17 protein-coding genes and 1 pseudogene are annotated in these 16,137 nt (G+C 66.6%); 11 read left to right on the plus strand and 7 right to left on the minus strand.

The genetic code is table 11. The features are described from left to right. Nucleotides 1–38 precede the first annotated feature (38 nt). From ACSYS9_RS12870 to ACSYS9_RS12880, 3 genes are read left to right on the plus strand one after another with little or no spacing between them, the layout of a single operon-like run. The gene (locus ACSYS9_RS12870) at nucleotides 39–791 is read left to right on the plus strand and encodes an SDR family NAD(P)-dependent oxidoreductase (protein ID WP_049461094.1); all 753 of its coding nucleotides are present in this window, start codon (nucleotides 39–41) and stop codon (nucleotides 789–791) included. 14 nt (nucleotides 792–805) lie between these two features. Further along, a complete protein-coding gene (locus tag ACSYS9_RS12875) occupies nucleotides 806–1,993 on the plus strand; it encodes a GDSL-type esterase/lipase family protein (protein WP_071228305.1) in 1,188 nt (395 codons plus the stop codon). Nucleotides 1,994–2,003: 10 nt separating this feature from the next. Next, entirely contained in the window at nucleotides 2,004–3,023 is a 1,020-nt protein-coding gene (locus ACSYS9_RS12880; RefSeq protein WP_071228306.1) for a sugar kinase, read from the plus strand. 150 nt (nucleotides 3,024–3,173) lie between these two features. Here the strand turns inward: ACSYS9_RS12880 and ACSYS9_RS12885 are convergent, their stop codons facing one another. Both ACSYS9_RS12885 and ACSYS9_RS12890 read right to left on the minus strand, forming a co-directional pair. Next, nucleotides 3,174–4,625, minus strand: a complete 1,452-nt coding sequence (locus tag ACSYS9_RS12885; RefSeq protein WP_071228307.1) for a S41 family peptidase — start codon at nucleotides 4,623–4,625, stop codon at nucleotides 3,174–3,176. Nucleotides 4,626–4,712: 87 nt separating this feature from the next. Continuing rightward, nucleotides 4,713–6,287, minus strand: coding sequence for a S15 peptidase family protein (locus tag ACSYS9_RS12890; protein WP_071228308.1), 1,575 nt, complete (start codon nucleotides 6,285–6,287; stop codon nucleotides 4,713–4,715). A 152-nt stretch (nucleotides 6,288–6,439) separates the two neighbouring features. Here ACSYS9_RS12890 and ACSYS9_RS12895 point away from each other — a divergent pair, with 152 nt between their 5' ends. The 3 genes from ACSYS9_RS12895 to ACSYS9_RS12905 all read left to right on the plus strand — a co-directional run bounded on the left by ACSYS9_RS12895 (nucleotide 6,440) and on the right by ACSYS9_RS12905 (nucleotide 9,574). After that, nucleotides 6,440–7,744, plus strand: coding sequence for a hypothetical protein (locus ACSYS9_RS12895; protein ID WP_428992372.1), 1,305 nt, complete (start codon nucleotides 6,440–6,442; stop codon nucleotides 7,742–7,744). Nucleotides 7,745–8,033: 289 nt separating this feature from the next. Beyond that, complete coding sequence (locus ACSYS9_RS12900) at nucleotides 8,034–8,774, plus strand: DNA/RNA non-specific endonuclease (RefSeq protein WP_071228310.1); 741 nt, start codon at nucleotides 8,034–8,036, stop codon at nucleotides 8,772–8,774. A 104-nt stretch (nucleotides 8,775–8,878) separates the two neighbouring features. Beyond that, on the plus strand, nucleotides 8,879–9,574 hold the full coding sequence (locus ACSYS9_RS12905; protein WP_049401501.1) for an HAD family hydrolase: 696 nt from the start codon (nucleotides 8,879–8,881) through the stop codon (nucleotides 9,572–9,574). Nucleotides 9,575–9,581: 7 nt separating this feature from the next. On the opposite strand, the gene ACSYS9_RS12910 is transcribed toward ACSYS9_RS12905, so the two are convergent. From ACSYS9_RS12910 to ACSYS9_RS12925, 4 genes are read right to left on the minus strand one after another with little or no spacing between them, the layout of a single operon-like run. Further along, entirely contained in the window at nucleotides 9,582–9,812 is a 231-nt protein-coding gene (locus ACSYS9_RS12910; protein ID WP_071228311.1) for a hypothetical protein, read from the minus strand. Then, nucleotides 9,809–10,234, minus strand: a complete 426-nt coding sequence (locus ACSYS9_RS12915) for a VOC family protein (protein WP_071228312.1) — start codon at nucleotides 10,232–10,234, stop codon at nucleotides 9,809–9,811. Before ACSYS9_RS12915 ends, ACSYS9_RS12910 begins: the two co-directional genes overlap by 4 nt. 10 nt (nucleotides 10,235–10,244) lie before the next feature. Continuing rightward, entirely contained in the window at nucleotides 10,245–10,706 is a 462-nt protein-coding gene (locus ACSYS9_RS12920) for a helix-turn-helix domain-containing protein (protein ID WP_049401498.1), read from the minus strand. Next, nucleotides 10,703–11,629, minus strand: a complete 927-nt coding sequence (locus ACSYS9_RS12925; protein ID WP_049461072.1) for a LysR substrate-binding domain-containing protein — start codon at nucleotides 11,627–11,629, stop codon at nucleotides 10,703–10,705. The genes ACSYS9_RS12920 and ACSYS9_RS12925 overlap by 4 nt, the downstream gene beginning before the upstream one ends. 91 nt (nucleotides 11,630–11,720) lie before the next feature. On the opposite strand from ACSYS9_RS12925, the gene ACSYS9_RS12930 reads away from it, so the two are divergent. From ACSYS9_RS12930 to ACSYS9_RS12950, 5 genes and pseudogenes are all read left to right on the plus strand, one after another. After that, nucleotides 11,721–12,761 carry a hypothetical protein gene (locus tag ACSYS9_RS12930; RefSeq protein ID WP_071228313.1) on the plus strand — a complete coding sequence of 347 codons (1,041 nt, stop codon included), beginning with the start codon at nucleotides 11,721–11,723 and terminating at the stop codon, nucleotides 12,759–12,761. After that, on the plus strand, nucleotides 12,758–13,639 hold the full coding sequence (locus tag ACSYS9_RS12935) for a TolB family protein (RefSeq protein ID WP_071228314.1): 882 nt from the start codon (nucleotides 12,758–12,760) through the stop codon (nucleotides 13,637–13,639). The genes ACSYS9_RS12930 and ACSYS9_RS12935 overlap by 4 nt, the downstream gene beginning before the upstream one ends. A 68-nt stretch (nucleotides 13,640–13,707) precedes the next feature. Continuing rightward, nucleotides 13,708–13,776: pseudogene (locus tag ACSYS9_RS12940) on the plus strand (hypothetical protein); the annotation flags it as partial. Between the two features lie 45 nt (nucleotides 13,777–13,821). Beyond that, nucleotides 13,822–14,244, plus strand: coding sequence for a hypothetical protein (locus tag ACSYS9_RS12945; RefSeq protein WP_256200930.1), 423 nt, complete (start codon nucleotides 13,822–13,824; stop codon nucleotides 14,242–14,244). Next, entirely contained in the window at nucleotides 14,237–14,545 is a 309-nt protein-coding gene (locus ACSYS9_RS12950) for a DUF6958 family protein (protein ID WP_071228316.1), read from the plus strand. Before ACSYS9_RS12945 ends, ACSYS9_RS12950 begins: the two co-directional genes overlap by 8 nt. Here ACSYS9_RS12950 and ACSYS9_RS12955 read toward each other — a convergent pair whose 3' ends face one another. Next, nucleotides 14,546–15,901: a sigma-54 interaction domain-containing protein gene (locus ACSYS9_RS12955; protein ID WP_071228317.1), complete on the minus strand. Its 1,356-nt coding sequence runs from the start codon at nucleotides 15,899–15,901 to the stop codon at nucleotides 14,546–14,548. It lies immediately after the preceding gene. Nucleotides 15,902–16,137: the final 236 nt, after the last annotated feature.

Consider the following 16,137-nt stretch of genomic DNA (forward strand, 5'->3'; position numbering starts at 1 on the left):
AGTACATCCATTCCCCCGTAAACCAAGGAGTTTTCCGCATGTCGTTCCAGGACAAGGTGGCCATTGTCACCGGTGGTGGCCGCGATATCGGCCGCGCGGTTTCGATCAAACTGGCTGCCGCCGGTGCACGCGTCTGCATCAACTACGCCCATGATGAAGCCAGTGCCCAGGAAACGCTGGCACAGATCCAGGCGGCCGGTGGCCAGGCCATCGTGCATCGCGCCGACGTCACCGATGCCGCCGCCGTGGCCGGCCTGGTCGCTGCGGTACAGGCCGCGTTCGGCGAGCGTATCGACCTGCTGGTGAACGTGGCCGGTGGCATGGTGCAGCGTCGGCCGCTGGCCGACATCGACCCGGCGTTCTTCCACGCCGTGATGGACCTGAATCTGACCTCGACCTACCTGACCACGCACGCGGTGGTGCCGCACATGCGTGACGGCGCGGCCATCGTCAACTTCGCCTCGCAGGCAGGTCGTGATGGCGGCGGCCCGGGGGCATCGATCTACGCCACCGCCAAGGCGGCAGTAATGACCTTCACCCGTGCCATGGCCAAGGAGCTGGGGCCGAAGGGCATCCGCGTGAATGCACTGTGCTGCGGCATGATCGCCACCCGTTTCCATGACGAGTTCACCAAGCCGGAAGTGCGCACGGCGGTTGCCGGCGCTACCCCGCTGCGCCGCCAAGGGGCACCGGACGAAGCTGCCGACGCTGCGGTATTCCTGGCCTCGGATGCGGCGGCGTTCATCACCGGTGCGAATCTGGACGTCAACGGCGGCACCTACTTCTCCTGACTGGAATCCTGACCATGCAGCGCTGGACGCTCCTGCTTTCATTGACGATCTGTTCCGCCGCGGCCGCGCCTGGCGCGTTGGCCGCACCGGTCTGGGTCACCGCGTGGACCGCCTCGCCGGCACCGGACCGCAAGGATGGCATCGCCGAGGCCCCCGTACAGTTCGCCGCGCAGACCGTGCGCCAGGACATGCGCATCGGCAGCCGTGGCGACGCGTTGCGGCTGCGCATCAGCAACGAACTCGGCACGGCGCCGTTACGGGTCGAGGACCTGCGCGCAGGAGTGAAAAACGGCACGTCCGCCCCTCTGCCGGTAACGGTGGATGGCCGCGCGGTCATCGAGGTGCCGGTGGGTGCCGCGCTGCTGAGCGACCCGGTACCGATGCCGGTGGCAGCGCTGCAGGAGATCAGCGTAACGGCCTACTTTCCGCAGCCGACCCGCCCGGCGGTGCGCCGCACCGAAGTGCGGGTAGCGGACGGCAGGCAGACATCGGTTGCCGACAGCGTGCGGCTGAGCTACCAGCAGAACGTGTTCTCGGCAGTGATGGTGCAGCGCGCTGATCGTCCCCAGGTGATCGTGGCACTCGGCGATTCCATCACGGAAGGTGCCACCGCCCATCGCGGAACCTTCAACCAGTGGCCGGAGCGATTGGCGCAGCGCCTGCAGCAAGCCTGCCCGAACCGATTCGTGGTACTCAATCAGGGCATCAGCGGCAACAAGCTGCTTGACCATGGCCGCAGCCACAGCGCCCTGTCACGATTGGATCGCGATGTGATCGCGGTGGCCGATGCCGATCAGGTCATCCTGTTCGAGGGCATCAATGACATCCGCCACGGTGGTGGCACGCAGCCGCTGCCTGGACGCAGTGCGGCGGACATGCTGCTGGGCTATCAGCAGGTTGCAGCGCGACTGCATGCGCACGGCATCCGCGCCTGGCTGGGTACGTTGACCCCATTCGGCGGTTCCGAGCGCTACGAGCCCGTGTCCGCAGCGACCCGCACCTCGATCAACCAGTGGGCACGCGGTGGGAAGACCGGGTTCGATGGCATCATCGATTTCGATGCCGCGCTGCGTGACCCGAAGGCCGTGGAATCGTTGCCCAACGACATCACCCGCGACCACCTGCACCCCAATGACGAAGGCTACCGGCGCATGGCCGATGCCATCGATCTGCGCATGCTGGGCTGCACCCCCACCGAGTAAGAGAGAACCGATGAGCCGCGTCGTTTGTTTCGGTGAATTGCTGCTGCGCCTGGGCGCACCCGGTCGTGAACTGCTGCTGCAGACGCCGCAGCTGCAGGTCCACGTAGGGGGCGCCGAGGCCAATGTGGCGGTCTCAATGGCCTGTCTCGGCCACGATGTACAAATGGTCAGTACGGTACCCGGCAACGCGCTGGGCCGGCATGCCGTGGCCGAGCTGCGGCGGCATGGTGTGGGCGTGGCAGGTGTGCGTGAAGTGGAGGCTGACCGCATGGGCCTGTATTTCCTGGCCACCGGCGCGCTGCAGCGCGCCAGTGAAGTGGTGTATGACAGGGCGGGTTCGGCATTCGCCAACACTGCCCTTGCCGACCATGATTGGCCAACGCTGTTGCGTGATGCGCAGTGGCTGCACCTCTCCGGCGTCAGTCCGGCACTGGGTGCCAATGTGGCCGAATCCGTCTTGAGCGCTGCACGGGCCGCACGCAGGTCAGGCGTGCGAGTGTCCTTCGACGGCAACTACCGACCTTCGCTCTGGCAGCGTTGGGGCGGCAACGCCGCCGCCATCCTGCGGGAGCTGTTCGCAGAGGCGGATATCGTCTTTGCCGACCATCGCGATATCGAACTGGTGCTGGGACTGCGCTTCGCCGAGGACAGCCCCATCGCGCGGACCGACGCGGCTGCAGCGGCAGCGTTCGCGGCGCTCCCGCACCTGCAGTGGCTGGCCTGCACCCAGCGCGACGTGGTGAGTGCAGACCATCACATCCTGGGCGCGCTGCTGTTGGGACGCGACGGTACCCGTGCGCAGGCTCCCTCGCGGCCATTGCCCGGTATCGTTGATCGCATCGGCGGCGGCGATGCATTCGCGGCAGGCATCCTGCACGGGCTGGCGTCCGGGTTCGATGCAGAGAGCACCGTGCGCTTCGGTCTGGCGGCAGGTGCGCTGAAGCACTCCATTCCCGGAGACTTCAGTCCCGTGCGCGAGGCCGATGTCTGGGCGCTGCTGGAGAGTGACCAGTTCGACGTCCGGCGCTGATCTCGCTGTAGTTCACTGTACTCAGCGCCCAACGCTCGACGCCAGTGAAGGGTCGAACCATGGCGAATCAAAACCCGCGAAGAAACTGACCGCGCTGGCAACTGCGGCTAGCAACAGGATCAGCAGCCCTGCACGAGGCCCTGCGCGCACTTACAGCGTCAACAGCCACGCTTCCAGCGACCGGGTGTCGCGCATGTCGCCCATATAGCGATGATCGGGCACGTGCGGTTCATTCGAACCACGTACCCGCCCACGGAACACCTTCATCGGCACCGAGATCCTGGCCAGCCCGCTGGGCAACCGCTCCGGCCGCACGTCCATGTACAGACTGTCGGCCGAGGTCTCGACGCCTACCTGCACCGCGCCCAGCCGCTTCCAGAGGTCCAATGCATCCAGGCAGGCCGAGCCACAGGCAGCATCGGCCACAACCAGGACCCTGCCCTTGCGCACAGGTCCGGCCTGGCTTGCGGCGGATGCTGGATCTGCGCTGGCCTCGGATGGCTCGCGCCACAAAGCCTCCCCCCGGCCGCGAGCCTGCGCCATGCCTGCCCTCACCGATTCCAGCATGCGACGCAGCTCAGGCGACGCGTCGGGCGCCTGTTCCAGCTTCTGCAGGAAGCCGCGAAGCTGGGCGATGTTGCCTTCCGAGGTCCGCCACTCTACCCAGCTGCGGTCGGGCAGCGCGTCGACAGCGGCCCGGCCCCAGATCAATCGCGCCAGTTCGATGCTCCATTGCGAAGCACCGCCAGTGTTGCCACGCACGTCCAGCACCACCGTCGGTGCCTGCTGCAACCCTTCGGCTTGCGGTGCAAGCTGCTCAAGCAGCGCGGTCAGTTCCTTGAAGTTCTGCTCCGCAGGGTCGGCATTGAAGCTGCTGGTGGTGATCCAGTAACTGCCATCGGGCATCGCGTGCCAGCCGTTGGGGGGACGGAAGCTGCGCCGGGTATCAGCCAAGCGCTCCTTGCGCTGTGCTGCCTGCAGCGGCTGCCACCGCAGTGCATAGGATGTCTCGCGTCCGCCCACCTGGAAAACGCAGGTACGCAATGCAGGCACGTAAGGATTGCCCTGTTCGAGCAGCACTTCACCGCCACCCTGGATGCGGCTGGCCTGCAGGTTCCAGCGCCCGTTGAAGTCACCCACCCGGCGTGCAGCCAGCGTCTGCGCATCACTGCCATCACACGACAGCAATCGCGCCCCCAGCGGCGGATGCCCCGGGCCATCGTCCGCAGTCATGACCACCTGCGCGTCGCCGTCGAAGCCGGTCAGGAAGCCGGGCCACCGCGTCGGCAGCTCGGGCGCCCCGGCAAGTGCATTGAGGCTGACATGGCCATCATTGAACGTCGCCGCATAGCCCTTCATCGCCCACCAGTAGCCCGGGTAGCTGGCGACCCGTTCCGCGCGCGAGCGTGCAAGTGCCAGGGCATCGTCCAGCTGTGCGCCGAAACCAGGATTGCGCAGGTCCACGGCGCCCGGATGGCTGCCGCGCATGGCGGCGTCGGCAGCGTCCAGATCCTTCAACAGCGTATCCGACCAGTCGATCGGCGCGCCTTGCGCGGTAGGTGCCGCAAGCGCTGCACCGAGCAACAGCCATGCAATGACCATGGATTCTTCCCTTCCCCGGAACAAACGCCAGTCTCGCAGTTCTACTGCCTGACGTACCGCGCCCGCCGCAACGGGCGCGGCCTTCCATCAATGCAACGGCACCTTCAACACTGATGGCGCATTGGCCGGCGAACTGAAAGTCACCGTGCCACCCAGCTGGCTGATGCCCGCGTACCGCAGGTCCACGGTGTCCACCACCAGGGTCAGGCGGCTGCCGGCCGGAAGGTTCCAGCTGCTGGCTTCCAACCGCAGGTCGATGGTCTTCGCCTGCCCCGGCGTGGCACCACGCAGCGTATAGGGCTTGTGGCTGATCAGCTGGCCGTTGCCCAGCACATCCTCGGCGTACAGGTAGGCGTACAGCGTGGTGTTGGCGCGGCTGGGCGTGACGGTCAAGCGTACCTCCGGCGTTCCATCCAGGCGCTGCGCACTCCACTGGATCGGCCCCTGCCAGACACCTGCGGCGTTGCGGCCCACGAAGGGCACATAGGCACCGGGCGGCAGGTTGATCATCTGCAATGCACCGGAGGCCATCGCCACGCCGGAATTGGCGGCGGTCAGCAGCCCGCTGCCGATCCGGTAACTCCAGCCGGTGCTGCTGCCGCTCGCGACCAGGCCGCCCGTGGGCAGCAGAAGTCCTTTGGCCGCGCTCAGCGCATAGCTGACAGCGCCGGAACTGGTCGCCTGCCAGTTCGGATAGGTACTCCAGCTGCCCTTCTGCGATTTCAGCTGTACTGCAGGCTGGCGGTCGATGCCATTGGCTTCACCCTTGAGGTAATGGTCGAACCAGTCGCCCACCGAATCGTAGACCTCGTTGGGAACACCCAGAGCGCCAAAGGCTTCGTTGAGCGCATGATCGCCATGGCGCAGCTGCAACTGCTTGGGGCCTTTCAACCGGGTGAAGAAATCGACCAGCTGGCCCGGCGGGAACAGGCTGTCGTTGAAGGCGTTGGCGAGGAACACCGCTGGCTGGTTGGCGTTGATCTCATCGATGCTGGCCCCAGGGCTGCGCTGCGCCGCCACCGGCAACAGCGAATCCACCGCGCCCTGGTAGTTGCCGACCAGTACATTGCGATTGATGGTCGTCAGTTCCGGTCCCGGGCGGCCGGTGGCCAGGCCGGCTGCCACCAGCAAGGCGATGCCCTGCGCGCTGGGGGTGTCGTTGCTGTACAGCGAGGCCTGCAGGTCGGCCCAGCCACTCAGCGCCGCCACGGCCTTGATGCGTGGATCGCGCGCCGCCGCCAGCAGGCTGGTGCCTGCGCCGTAGGAGATGCCCGAAACGCCGATCCGGGCCGGATCGGCGCGGGTGTTGTCCAGCGCCCAATCAATCAGGGCGCTGACATCTTCGACCGTGGCTGGCCCTGCGATGTCGATGCTGCCGCCGGACTCCCAGAAACCCCGCGAGCTGTAGCTGATCACCACATAGCCGCGCCGCGCCAGCGACTGCGCCACCCCCACATACTCCACGCTGGGTACCGCCCAGCTGCTGGGCATCACCAGCAGTGGATAGCGCCCGCTGCCCGCGTCCTGCGGTTCGATGACGAAGGCCCCGAGAGGCGTTCCATCCCAGCTGGGAATGGTCCGGTGGGTGGTCTTGACCGTAGCGGCCCAGGCGGTGGGCGCCAGTCCGGTCAGCAGGATCAACAGCAGCAATACCTTGCGCATCGTCGTCTGTCCCCGTCGGTGGTGGTGCAACGGGTTGGACCGTACCAGTGCGAATGGTGGGTGGCACCTTGCGACGCAACATGACGTTTGCTGCATTGCCGGCCCATGGGATCGATGCTATGAGAGCTGGGCCCCAAGGATGAATGGACGTCATGAGGTCACGCTTCCTGCTCTTCGCTGTACTGGCGCTATGTGCGCAACGAACCGTGATGGCCAACGAGCAGGCGTTCTCCGACGCGGCGGCCCGCGAGGTCTTCCGGCGCGCCGAACAGCTCTGCAACGGAGACCGGGGTCGATTGTGGGGTCAGTCCCTGTGCGGGCCGATGATGCTGGTGGATCCAAAGAGCCGGCAGGTCATCGCCTCGCAGGCAGACGCACAAGGTGCGCTAAAGGAGCGCGGCAATGTGTTCGCAGGCCAGCTTCCGTCTGATGCGATCGTCGCCAACACCGCCGTGGACTGGTCCGGCACACGCTGGACGCAGCTGCTCTGGCCATTGCCGCAGGACGCGTCCAGACGCAGTACGCTGCTGGCTCACGAAATGTTCCATCGCCTGCAGCCGGCGCTGCCCATCATCGCGCCGGCGGCAGGTGGAAACGAACACCTCGACACGCTTGAAGGACGTTACTGGCTGCAGCTGGAATGGCGCGCGCTTGCGGACGCACTTGAATCCACCGATGCAGTAGCGCAGCACACTGCGATGACGGACGCGCTCGCATTCCGCGCCGAGCGCTACCGCCGGTTCCCTGCGGCCGCGCAGGAAGAAGCGGCGCTGGAATTGAACGAGGGCCTGGCCGAGTACACCGGCGTGTTCGTCGGCAATCCGACGCCGTCGACACGTATCCAGGCGGCACTGCATGACCTTCGCGCACACGTGGGTGATCGCAGCTTCGTCCGCTCTTTCGCCTATGCCACCGGCCCGGCCTATGGCCTGCTGCTGGACCAGGCGGCACCTGGCTGGCGCGGCGACCTCGCCCACCAGTCTCGCGATCTCGGCACGCGTCTGGCCGAAGTGACGCAGGCCCCATTGCAGCTGGACGCGACCGCGCTGGGAGCGGCTGCCGCGCGCTATGACGGGCCAGAGCTGCACGAAGCCGAAACGCTGCGCGAGCAGCAGCGCCATGCGCAGCTGGAACACAACCGTGCGCGCTTCGTGACAGGCCCGGTCGTGCGCCTGGATCTGCGCAACATGCGCATCCAGTTCGATCCCAACACCATGCAGCCGTTGCCAGGCCAAGGCATGGTGTATCCAGCAATGCGGCTGTCCGACGTCTGGGGCAGCCTGGATGTCACCGACGGTGCGTTGCTGCAGAGCGACTGGAAGGTCGTATTCGTGCAGGCCCCGGCAAGTGCTGAACCGCCACTGGAGGGGCCGGGGTGGTCGCTGAGCCTGAAGCCGGGATGGTCGCTGGTGCCGGGAACACGCAAGGGCGACTACGTGTTGAAGACGAACCCCTGACCATCGCTACAGGCGGCGCGATGTCCTAGCACGCCTGCGTTTCATCCACGCGCCGCATGATCTGACACATCTCCAGTGCTTGCGCGCTGTCACAGCTTCGTCGTTTCGCCATTGACCGAAAGACGACAGCTTGTGACGCTTACGACACCGCACGGCCTCCGCGGCCCTGTCATCGCGGTCACGTCCCACGCATTCCGCACTACCCGACTCCGCAGTGTCCTCACATGACCTCGCTCCGGCCCGGTCGTGGCGGGCGGCTGCGTCCTGAATCCTCTGCTGGAGAATCGCAATGCGCCTTGCAGGTTTCTTCTTCGCGTTCGTCCTCAGTACCTTCGCCGGTGCCGCCCAGGCCCAGGTCGTCACCCTCAACAGGGGCGGCTTCGTGCTCACCTACGACTGCAGCATCCACAGCGCCACCCGCTACGAGTACACGCTCACCGCCGACACCGGCTCCGCCGCGCGCCCGTCCAGCTTCTACAAAGACCCGGACCTGCCGGCCGGCTGCCTCGGCCAGAACAGCACCGCGTCGTATGCCAGCATCCGCAGCGGCTATGACCGCGGCCATCTGGTGACCTCCAACCACATGGACTACAACGCGACCTACATCCGTCGCGCCAACTACATGACCAACATCGTTCCGCAGGTTTCCAGCTTCAATCAGGGCGTCTGGGTGAAGGCCGAAAACGTGGCTGAGTGCTACCGCGACATCGCGCCGGTGGATGTCTACGGCGGCGTGGTCTACGCCGACGCGTCCAACGATTACTTCCTTGCCAGCCACGGCATTCCGACCCCGGAGTTCTTCTGGAAGACGATCATCACCCGCGATCCGAACACCGGCACCGCCAAGGCGATCAGCTGGATCATCCCGAATGAAGCGAACCTGGGCAGCCTGGACAGCTACCTGGTGACCATCGCCGACCTGGAGGAGCTGCTGGGCGCCAGCTATGTGGCGATCAACGCGCCCGCTTCGTTGAAGAACATGCTGCCGGCCACCACCTGGCCGCAGCCGGCGGGCTGTGATCTGGGCTGATCGGCCTGCCGGGAATGGGTGGCACCCGCTCCGGGTGCCACGCAAGGATGGCTGTGGGAAAATGGCGGGCAATTGCACCACCGCATTGCCCCTTGGAGCTGTAGATGTCCCGTTTCCCCTTCGATGCCGTGCTGTTCGACTGCGATGGCGTACTCGTTGATTCCGAGCCGCTGGTCGCCCGCGTGCTCTCGGAAATGCTGACCGAGCGCGGCTGGCCGCTGACCCCGGCGCAGGCCGGTGAGGTGTTCCTGGGCCAGTCCGTGGCCCATCTGGCCGGCCTGATCGAAGAACGCACCGGCAAGCCGTTCACCGAGGAATGGCTGGAAGAGTTCCGCCAGCAGCGCAACCGCGCGTTGGAACGTGACCTGGTTGCCATCCAGGGTGCGCCCGAGGCGGTGCGTGCGATCGCGGTGCTCACCGGCGGCCGGATTGCCTGCGCGTCCGGCGCCGATCTGCACAAGGTGAAGCTGCAGCTGGGCAAGGTCGGCATCCTTGATGCCTTCGGGGCCCACGTGTTCAGCGGCCAGGACATGCCGCACACCAAGCCGCATCCGGATGTCTATCTGGCCGCCGCCGCTGCGCTGGGCGTGGACCCGAAGCGTTGCGCGGTGATCGAGGACACTGTTACCGGTGCAACGGCCGGTGTGGCCGCTGGCGCAACCGTGTTCGGCTTCAGTGAAGGCGGTCCGCACCACAGTACGCCGGAGGCCCTGCGTGCAGCGGGTGCACAGGTGATCTTCCAGCGCATGGAAGACCTGCCCGCCCTGCTTGCCGCCCATGCGGTCGACGCGGTCGCCTGACCTTGCCTCAGCCCGCAGCGCCGAGTGCGGCGCTGCGGCGCCTTCCGGCGTAGTGCAGCACGAACAGGTAAAGGCCGGTGAACAGTTGCAGGAACAGGGGTGGCAACGGCGAGTAGGTGAGCCACGCCGCAGGCTCGCCCTGTCCCATCGCGCGCACTACGAAGTTGGCGATCACCGCCAGGGTGAACACGATCGAGGTCCAACGGTGCACCGGCCGTGCCCAGCTACCGCGGCTCATTGCCGGCGCCTCGTCTCGGAGCGGGCTTCGATCATCTTCCAGCCATTGCCTGATGGATCGCGGAATCCGGCATCCACGGCGCCATAGCGCTCGATCGGCTCCTGGGTGAATTCCACGCCCAGCGCCAGCCATTGCGTGTAGCGCGCCTGGCAGTCATCCACGGCCAGCACCAGCGGCGGCATTGCGCCCTTGGCCACCAGCTGCTGCAGCGAAAGCGCGGTGGCCGCATCGTGGGTGGGCGGGCCAGGCACGAACAGGCCCAGCTGGAAACCGTCCTGGCCCGGGCTGCGTACCGTCAGCCAGCGGTAGCTGCCGTTGCGTACATCGGTATGCACCTCGAAGCCGAGCTTGCCGACATAGAACGCGAGCGCCTCATCCTGGTCGCGCACATACAGGCCGACCGTGTTCACAGTGTTCGTCATGGGACCTCCCTCAGGTGGGGTCCACGTTAGCAACCGCCTCGCGGCGACGCTTCTCCAAAACTGCGATCTTCAGGTCCGGTCGCTGTGCGGCACGTGCGTGGCATTCCGGCACGCTGGCCGACGCCGCCTGGCCTGCACGCTCACGCTCACGCACATTGCCCGGGCTGTCACCGGTGATGTCACGGAAGATGCGGCCAAAGGTGCCCAGGCTGCTCCACCCGGTCTGCACGGCGATTTCGGTGACCGGCAGGTCGGTGTCACGCAACATCGCCACGGCCCGTTCGATGCGCCGGCTGAGAAGATACCGGTGCGGCGGCAGCCCGAATGCCTGCTTGAACGAGCGGGCGAAGTGCGCCGGCGACACCGCACTGACCTCGGCCAGGCGTGTGACTGGCCATTCCTCATGGCTGGCCCGGTCCATCCGGTCCTTGGCACGCAGCAGTCGTCGCAGCAGTTCGGGGCTCTGGTTCACGGCGTCACCGCTTGCGCCAGATGATGGCGTGCTGCGTGCCGTGCCTCGGCGGCCTGTTCGACCAACCAGTCACGGAATGCGATGACCTTGGCGCTGCCACTCCGCGCCGAGGGCGCCACGAACCAGAAGCTGCGACCGTCGCTGGCGACACCCGGATGCGCCTGCACCAGGCGCCCGCTCTCCAGCTCGGCCTGGAACAGGATCGGCGAACCGATGGCGATGCCCTGCCCTGCGATCGCGGCACCGACATCCAGATGCTCGACGGCGAAGGGCGTGACCAGACTCCCTGGTGCCGGCGGTGGAAGGTGCCCGTGCGCGGCGAACCACAGGGCCCACCAGTCCGGCCGACCGAGCAGGGGAATCTCCAGCGCGGTGCTGCCCAGCCCACGGGCCGCCGGCAGCAGCGCCGGCGCACACAACGGCATGAAAACGCTGGGGAACAAGGGCGTGGCCTGCAGCCCAGGCCACTCGCCATGCCCGTTGCGGATGGCGGCATCGAAGTGGCCGGCGGCAAGATCCTGCGGCTCTGCCGACAGATCCAGTTCCAGCAGGAGCTGCCGATGGCGGGCGCGGAACGTACCCAGCCGCGGCGTCAACCAACTGGTGCCCAGCGTTGGCAGTACGGACAGGCGCAGTCGCGCCGCATCCATGCCAGCGGCGCGCATGAAGCTGGCGCGTAGTGCGTCGAATGCCCGGGTGGCTTCCTGCGCGACGCTGGCACCCACCACCGTCAGTTCCACATGCTGTGCGTGGCGCAGGAACAGGCAGGTACCGGTCTGGGCCTCCAGCCGCCGCACGTGATAGCTCACCGATGCCGCAGTGGTGTCGAGCTCCTCGGCGGCACGCGCGAAGCTGCCCAGCCGCGCCGCCGCCTCGAAGGCGCGGATGGCGGCAAGCGATGGCAGCTGGCGTTGGGTGACCATAAGTGTGACTTAGCCTGAGCCCCGATATCTGCGTGGTCAATCCCCTTCGCACCCGCAACCATGGGGGCACCTTCGGTAGGGGATCACGCATATGGATCGACGGCAGTTCCTGGTCACCCTGGCCGCCACGGCCGCGTCCACCGCCCTGCCCGCCGGGTGGGCCCTGGCCAGTCACAGCGAAGACTGGAAATGGTTGCAGGGCAACTGGCAGGTCCGGCACCAACGCCTGAAGGAGCGGCTGGTGGGCGATACCCGCTGGGAAGCCTTCACCGGCGCCAGCGCGGTCTGGCTCACCCTGGGCGGGCTCGGCACCATCGATGACAACGTCATGGAACTGCCCTCGGGTCCCTACAGGGGCCTGGGCGTGCGTGCCTTTGATCCGGTGTCTTCCACATGGTCGATCTGGTGGATCGATGGCCGCAATCCTGCCCATATCGAAGCCCCCGTACGCGGCGGTTTCAAGGGCGATGCCGGCAGCTTCCGCGGCACCGACCGGATCGACGGACGCCCCATCGACGTGTGGTTCCGGTGGCACGCCATCCATGGCGAGGAGCCGTGGTGGGAACAGGCATTCTCCGACGATGCCGGTGCGCACTGGGAGGTGAACTGGCGCAACTGGTTCCGCCGCACGGCTGCGGCCCCCTCGCCGCTTCCGAAGCTGCCGGATGCACCGGGCGATTTTGATTTCCTGGTGGGCCATTGGAACGTGCGCCATCGTCGCCTGCGCGCCAGGCTGGCAGGCAGCGATGCGTGGGACGCGTTCAACGGCACCCTGCACAACTGGCCGGTACTGGGAGGATTCGGCAACGTAGGTGACAATCTGATGAACATGCCAGGAGCGCCGCTGCGCGGCATGGGCATCCGCGCCTGGAATGCGGCTGAGCGGCACTGGCTGAGCTGGTGGCTGGATGGCCGGGAACCGACCCGGATCGGCGCGCCGCTGCGCGGTGGTTTCAAGGCCGGTGTCGGTCGCTTCTTTGGCGAAGACCAGCACGACGGACGAGCGATCCAGACGCGGGTGATCTGGTCACGCATTACCCCGCGTTCGGCGCGCTGGGAACAGGCGGCCTCGACCGATGGTGGACGCAGCTGGGAAACCAACTGGGTCAGCGACTTCGAGCGGCAGGCATGAAGGCGCTGCTGGCCGTGATGCTGCTGGTGTCTGCATCGCCTGGCGCGTCTCCATCCAGGGTGTTGCAGATCGTCGGCCCGGCTGAGCGCTTTGCTCCGGGCGTTGCATCCACGCAGTACGACGAGATTCGACTGACCTTGAGCCCGGACGGAAAAACCGCACTGTGGTTCAGCCGCAACCGGCCCGGCGGTCCGGGCGGGTATGACATATGGGTTTCGCGCCACGACGGGCAGCGCTGGCGGCCTGCGACGCCGGTGCCGTTCAACACGCCGGGACGTGACTTCGATCCCGCCTTTTCCGCCGATGGCCGCGTGGTGTATTTCTGTTCGGATCGAGCAGGCGGCCAGGGTGGTGACGATCTGTATCGGGTCAGCGTGGGGAGCGACGGCCGATTCGGGGAACCGGTCAATCTTGGCCCCGCAGTGAACAGCGCGGCCGATGAGTTCGCGCCGATGCTCTCACCAGACGCAGCCACGCTGCTGTTCTCCAGCAATCGTGCAGGCGGTGCGGGTGGCCATGACCTCTACGTCGCAGCGATCGTCCGTGGTGAGGCGCAGCCCGCGCGGCCACTGCCCGGAGACCTCAATACCTCGGCGCAGGAGTTCGATGCCACCTTCCTCGGGGATGGCCGTACTGTGGTCTTTGCCCGCGCTCTCGACTTCGGCAGCGCACCGGTGCGCCAGTTCATTGCTTACGAACGTGGAGGCCGTTATGACGCGGGCCATGCATTGCCCTCGCCCTTGAACGAGACCTCCGGCAACAGCTACGGCGCGATGCTGGATGGCTCGCAACCCGGCACGTTGACCTATTCGGCGCGGCGTGCGGACGGTGCAGGGTTGGACCTGTACCGCATCCACTACCGGATGAAGCGCCCTTGAAGGCGGATGTTGTCGATTCCCGGCGCCCCGGTTCGTCGAGAGGATGAGTACCCCAGGAGAAAATGCAGATGCCCTCCCAACAGTCCCTTGCCTGCGCCTGCGGCCAGGTCCGCCTGACCGCCACGGGCCAACCCATTGCCACCGTCGAATGCTGCTGCGACAGCTGCCGCAAGGCCGGCGCCATGCTGCAGTCGCTGCCCCGAGCACCCGAAGTACTGGGCCCGCACGGCCAGACGCTTTTCGTAATGCACCGCAAGGATCGCGTCAGCATCGACGCCGGACATTCCATGCTGCGTGCGTTGCGCTTGTCCAGCAGGGGCGGCAGCCGCCGCGTCCTGGCGGGCTGCTGCAATACGCCGCTGTTCCTGGAGTTCAGTGGCGGCCATTGGCTGAGCCTGTATGGCCTGTTGTGGCCCGCATCGACAAGACCCGCCGTGGAGATGCGGACGATGGTCAGTGATCTTCCTGATGCGTCTGTCCTTCCGGACGATGTGCCGAACCTGCAGACCCGGTCGCTGCGGTTCTATGCACGGTTGATGAAGGCGTGGATCGCCATGGGCTTCCGCAGCCCTCGCATCGAAGTCGCGGGAGATAGCCATGTCTGAGCCCGAGCGGATCGAGATCGAGAGCATCACCGCGCCCGGGCACACCCAGCGTGTGGATCGTGCCAAGTATCTCGCCATGCGCCATGCCTTGCTGCAGGCCCTGCCTGCGCAACCGCCAGGCCTGACCGTTGCGCAGGCCAAGCAGGCGCTGCTGCCGCACCTGCCCGCCGCCCTGTTCCCGGCAGGCGCCACCGCCGGCTGGTGGTTGAAGGCCGTGCAGCTGGACCTGGAAGCCAAGGGCGTGATCGAGCGCGTCACGGGCAAGCCGTTGCGCCTGTTCAAGCACCTGGCGGCCGGCTGATCAGCGCTGCGCAGGCAGCTCCAACCGGTGCTTGCGGCACAGGCGATACACCGTCACCCGCGAGATCTGCATCTGCCGCGCGCACTCGGAAACGTTGTAGCCGGTCTGGCGCAGGGTCTGCAGCAGCACATCGCGCTCGGCCTGCCCCCGCGCATCGTGCAGCATCGCCCCAGGCAGGACCGCCACCGATGCGCCCAGCTCCAGGTCACGCTCGCTGATCAGCTCGCCCTCGGCCATGATCGCTGCACGCTGCACACGGTTCAGCAGTTCGCGTACGTTGCCGGGCCATTCGAAACGCCGCATGGCCTGCAGTGCGGCCGGCGCAAAGCCGCGTGCACGCACGCTGTGGCGCTGCCGGAAACAGCGCAGGAAGTGTTCGGCCAGCAGCTGCACATCGGCACCGCGCTCACGCAATGGTGGCATGAGCAGGCGCAGCACGTTCAGACGGTAGTAGAGATCGCTGCGGAACCGGCCCTGCGCCACCGCGTGTTCCAGTTCCACGTGGGTGGCAGCCAGCACTCTCACATCCGCCCGCAACGGCTGGCTGCTGCCGACGCGCTCGAAGGTGCCTTCCTGCAGTACACGCAACAGGCTGGTCTGTGCCTCCGACGGCAGGTCACCGACTTCGTCCAGAAACACCGTGCCGCCGTGCGCGGATTCGAACACGCCGATCTGCCGCTTGTCGGCACCGGTGAACGAGCCACGTTCGTGGCCGAACAGCTCCGACTGCACCAGGTTGGCCGGAATCGCACCACAGTTCACCGCAATGAAAGGTCTCCCAGCACGCCCCGACAACGCATGCAGCCCATGTGCGGCCAGTTCCTTGCCTGTACCGGTTTCGCCGGTGACCAGCACCGGCAGCTCCACCGGCGCGAACTTGTGCAGCACCGTGCGCACCGCATGCAGCGCAGCGCTTTCACCAATCAATGCGTGCGGTCCCTGCCCGCTGCAGGTTGCGTCGACAGGCGGATCATCTGCGTCGAACTGCTGGCGCATTGCGCAGACCAGATCCTGCAGGCCGAACGGCAGCGTGAAGCGGGCACAGCATCGCTGCAGCAACGGCAGCCAGGCCGCTGAAGCAGGTCCGGCACCCGGTGGCAGTACCGCCAGCCAGGGTAGATGCTGGTGCTGCTCGATCCACGGTACCAGCAGCTGCAGCGCGACCGCATCGAGGTGGCGCAGATCGAGCACGGCGAGCAAGCGATCGCGCCCGCGCAGGCCAATCGCCATGGCGGGATCGGGACGGATGCTGCGCACATACCAGCCTGCTGCCGCCAGCGCACTGCGCTCGTTCGCCAACGGCTCGCCAAACCAGAGCACGCAACGTGACGTTGAAGCCTCCGGGACCGCTGCCATGCTTCCCCCAGCATCCGGACACCGTCGGCGGACTGTCAGGCAATCACCGGCGTGCCGCCCCCCGCCGGGACCTCTACGGCCACCGGGGCGGCCTTTGTTGGGCGGATCCTAGCGCTTCCCTAAACGGCGGCGCAATGAGCAGTGCGTCAAGAAATTCCTGGCTGAAGCGGCACCGTTGCAGACCGCGACGCCACCTGTAACACGGATGCGACAGTCGCCCGCGGCCCTTGCCCTGC

This window comes from Stenotrophomonas sp. STK17_22 (genome assembly GCF_051983905.1).
Taxonomy (GTDB): Bacteria; Pseudomonadota; Gammaproteobacteria; order Xanthomonadales; family Xanthomonadaceae; genus Stenotrophomonas; species Stenotrophomonas maltophilia_A.

What these genes read in the sequence shown, in the direction of transcription:
- ACSYS9_RS12870 (WP_049461094.1), top strand. Translation starts at nt 39, where the DNA reads ATGTCGTTCCAGGACAAGGTGGCCATTGTCACCGGTGGTGGCCGCGAT.
- ACSYS9_RS12875 (WP_071228305.1), top strand. Translation starts at nt 806, where the DNA reads ATGCAGCGCTGGACGCTCCTGCTTTCATTGACGATCTGTTCCGCCGCG.
- ACSYS9_RS12880 (WP_071228306.1), top strand. Translation starts at nt 2,004, where the DNA reads ATGAGCCGCGTCGTTTGTTTCGGTGAATTGCTGCTGCGCCTGGGCGCA.
- ACSYS9_RS12885 (WP_071228307.1), bottom strand. Translation starts at nt 4,625, where the DNA reads ATGGTCATTGCATGGCTGTTGCTCGGTGCAGCGCTTGCGGCACCTACC.
- ACSYS9_RS12890 (WP_071228308.1), bottom strand. Translation starts at nt 6,287, where the DNA reads ATGCGCAAGGTATTGCTGCTGTTGATCCTGCTGACCGGACTGGCGCCC.
- ACSYS9_RS12895 (WP_428992372.1), top strand. Translation starts at nt 6,440, where the DNA reads ATGAGGTCACGCTTCCTGCTCTTCGCTGTACTGGCGCTATGTGCGCAA.
- ACSYS9_RS12900 (WP_071228310.1), top strand. Translation starts at nt 8,034, where the DNA reads ATGCGCCTTGCAGGTTTCTTCTTCGCGTTCGTCCTCAGTACCTTCGCC.
- ACSYS9_RS12905 (WP_049401501.1), top strand. Translation starts at nt 8,879, where the DNA reads ATGTCCCGTTTCCCCTTCGATGCCGTGCTGTTCGACTGCGATGGCGTA.
- ACSYS9_RS12910 (WP_071228311.1), bottom strand. Translation starts at nt 9,812, where the DNA reads ATGAGCCGCGGTAGCTGGGCACGGCCGGTGCACCGTTGGACCTCGATC.
- ACSYS9_RS12915 (WP_071228312.1), bottom strand. Translation starts at nt 10,234, where the DNA reads ATGACGAACACTGTGAACACGGTCGGCCTGTATGTGCGCGACCAGGAT.
- ACSYS9_RS12925 (WP_049461072.1), bottom strand. Translation starts at nt 11,629, where the DNA reads ATGGTCACCCAACGCCAGCTGCCATCGCTTGCCGCCATCCGCGCCTTC.
- ACSYS9_RS12930 (WP_071228313.1), top strand. Translation starts at nt 11,721, where the DNA reads ATGGATCGACGGCAGTTCCTGGTCACCCTGGCCGCCACGGCCGCGTCC.
- ACSYS9_RS12935 (WP_071228314.1), top strand. Translation starts at nt 12,758, where the DNA reads ATGAAGGCGCTGCTGGCCGTGATGCTGCTGGTGTCTGCATCGCCTGGC.
- ACSYS9_RS12945 (WP_256200930.1), top strand. Translation starts at nt 13,822, where the DNA reads ATGCTGCAGTCGCTGCCCCGAGCACCCGAAGTACTGGGCCCGCACGGC.
- ACSYS9_RS12950 (WP_071228316.1), top strand. Translation starts at nt 14,237, where the DNA reads ATGTCTGAGCCCGAGCGGATCGAGATCGAGAGCATCACCGCGCCCGGG.
- ACSYS9_RS12955 (WP_071228317.1), bottom strand. Translation starts at nt 15,901, where the DNA reads ATGGCAGCGGTCCCGGAGGCTTCAACGTCACGTTGCGTGCTCTGGTTT.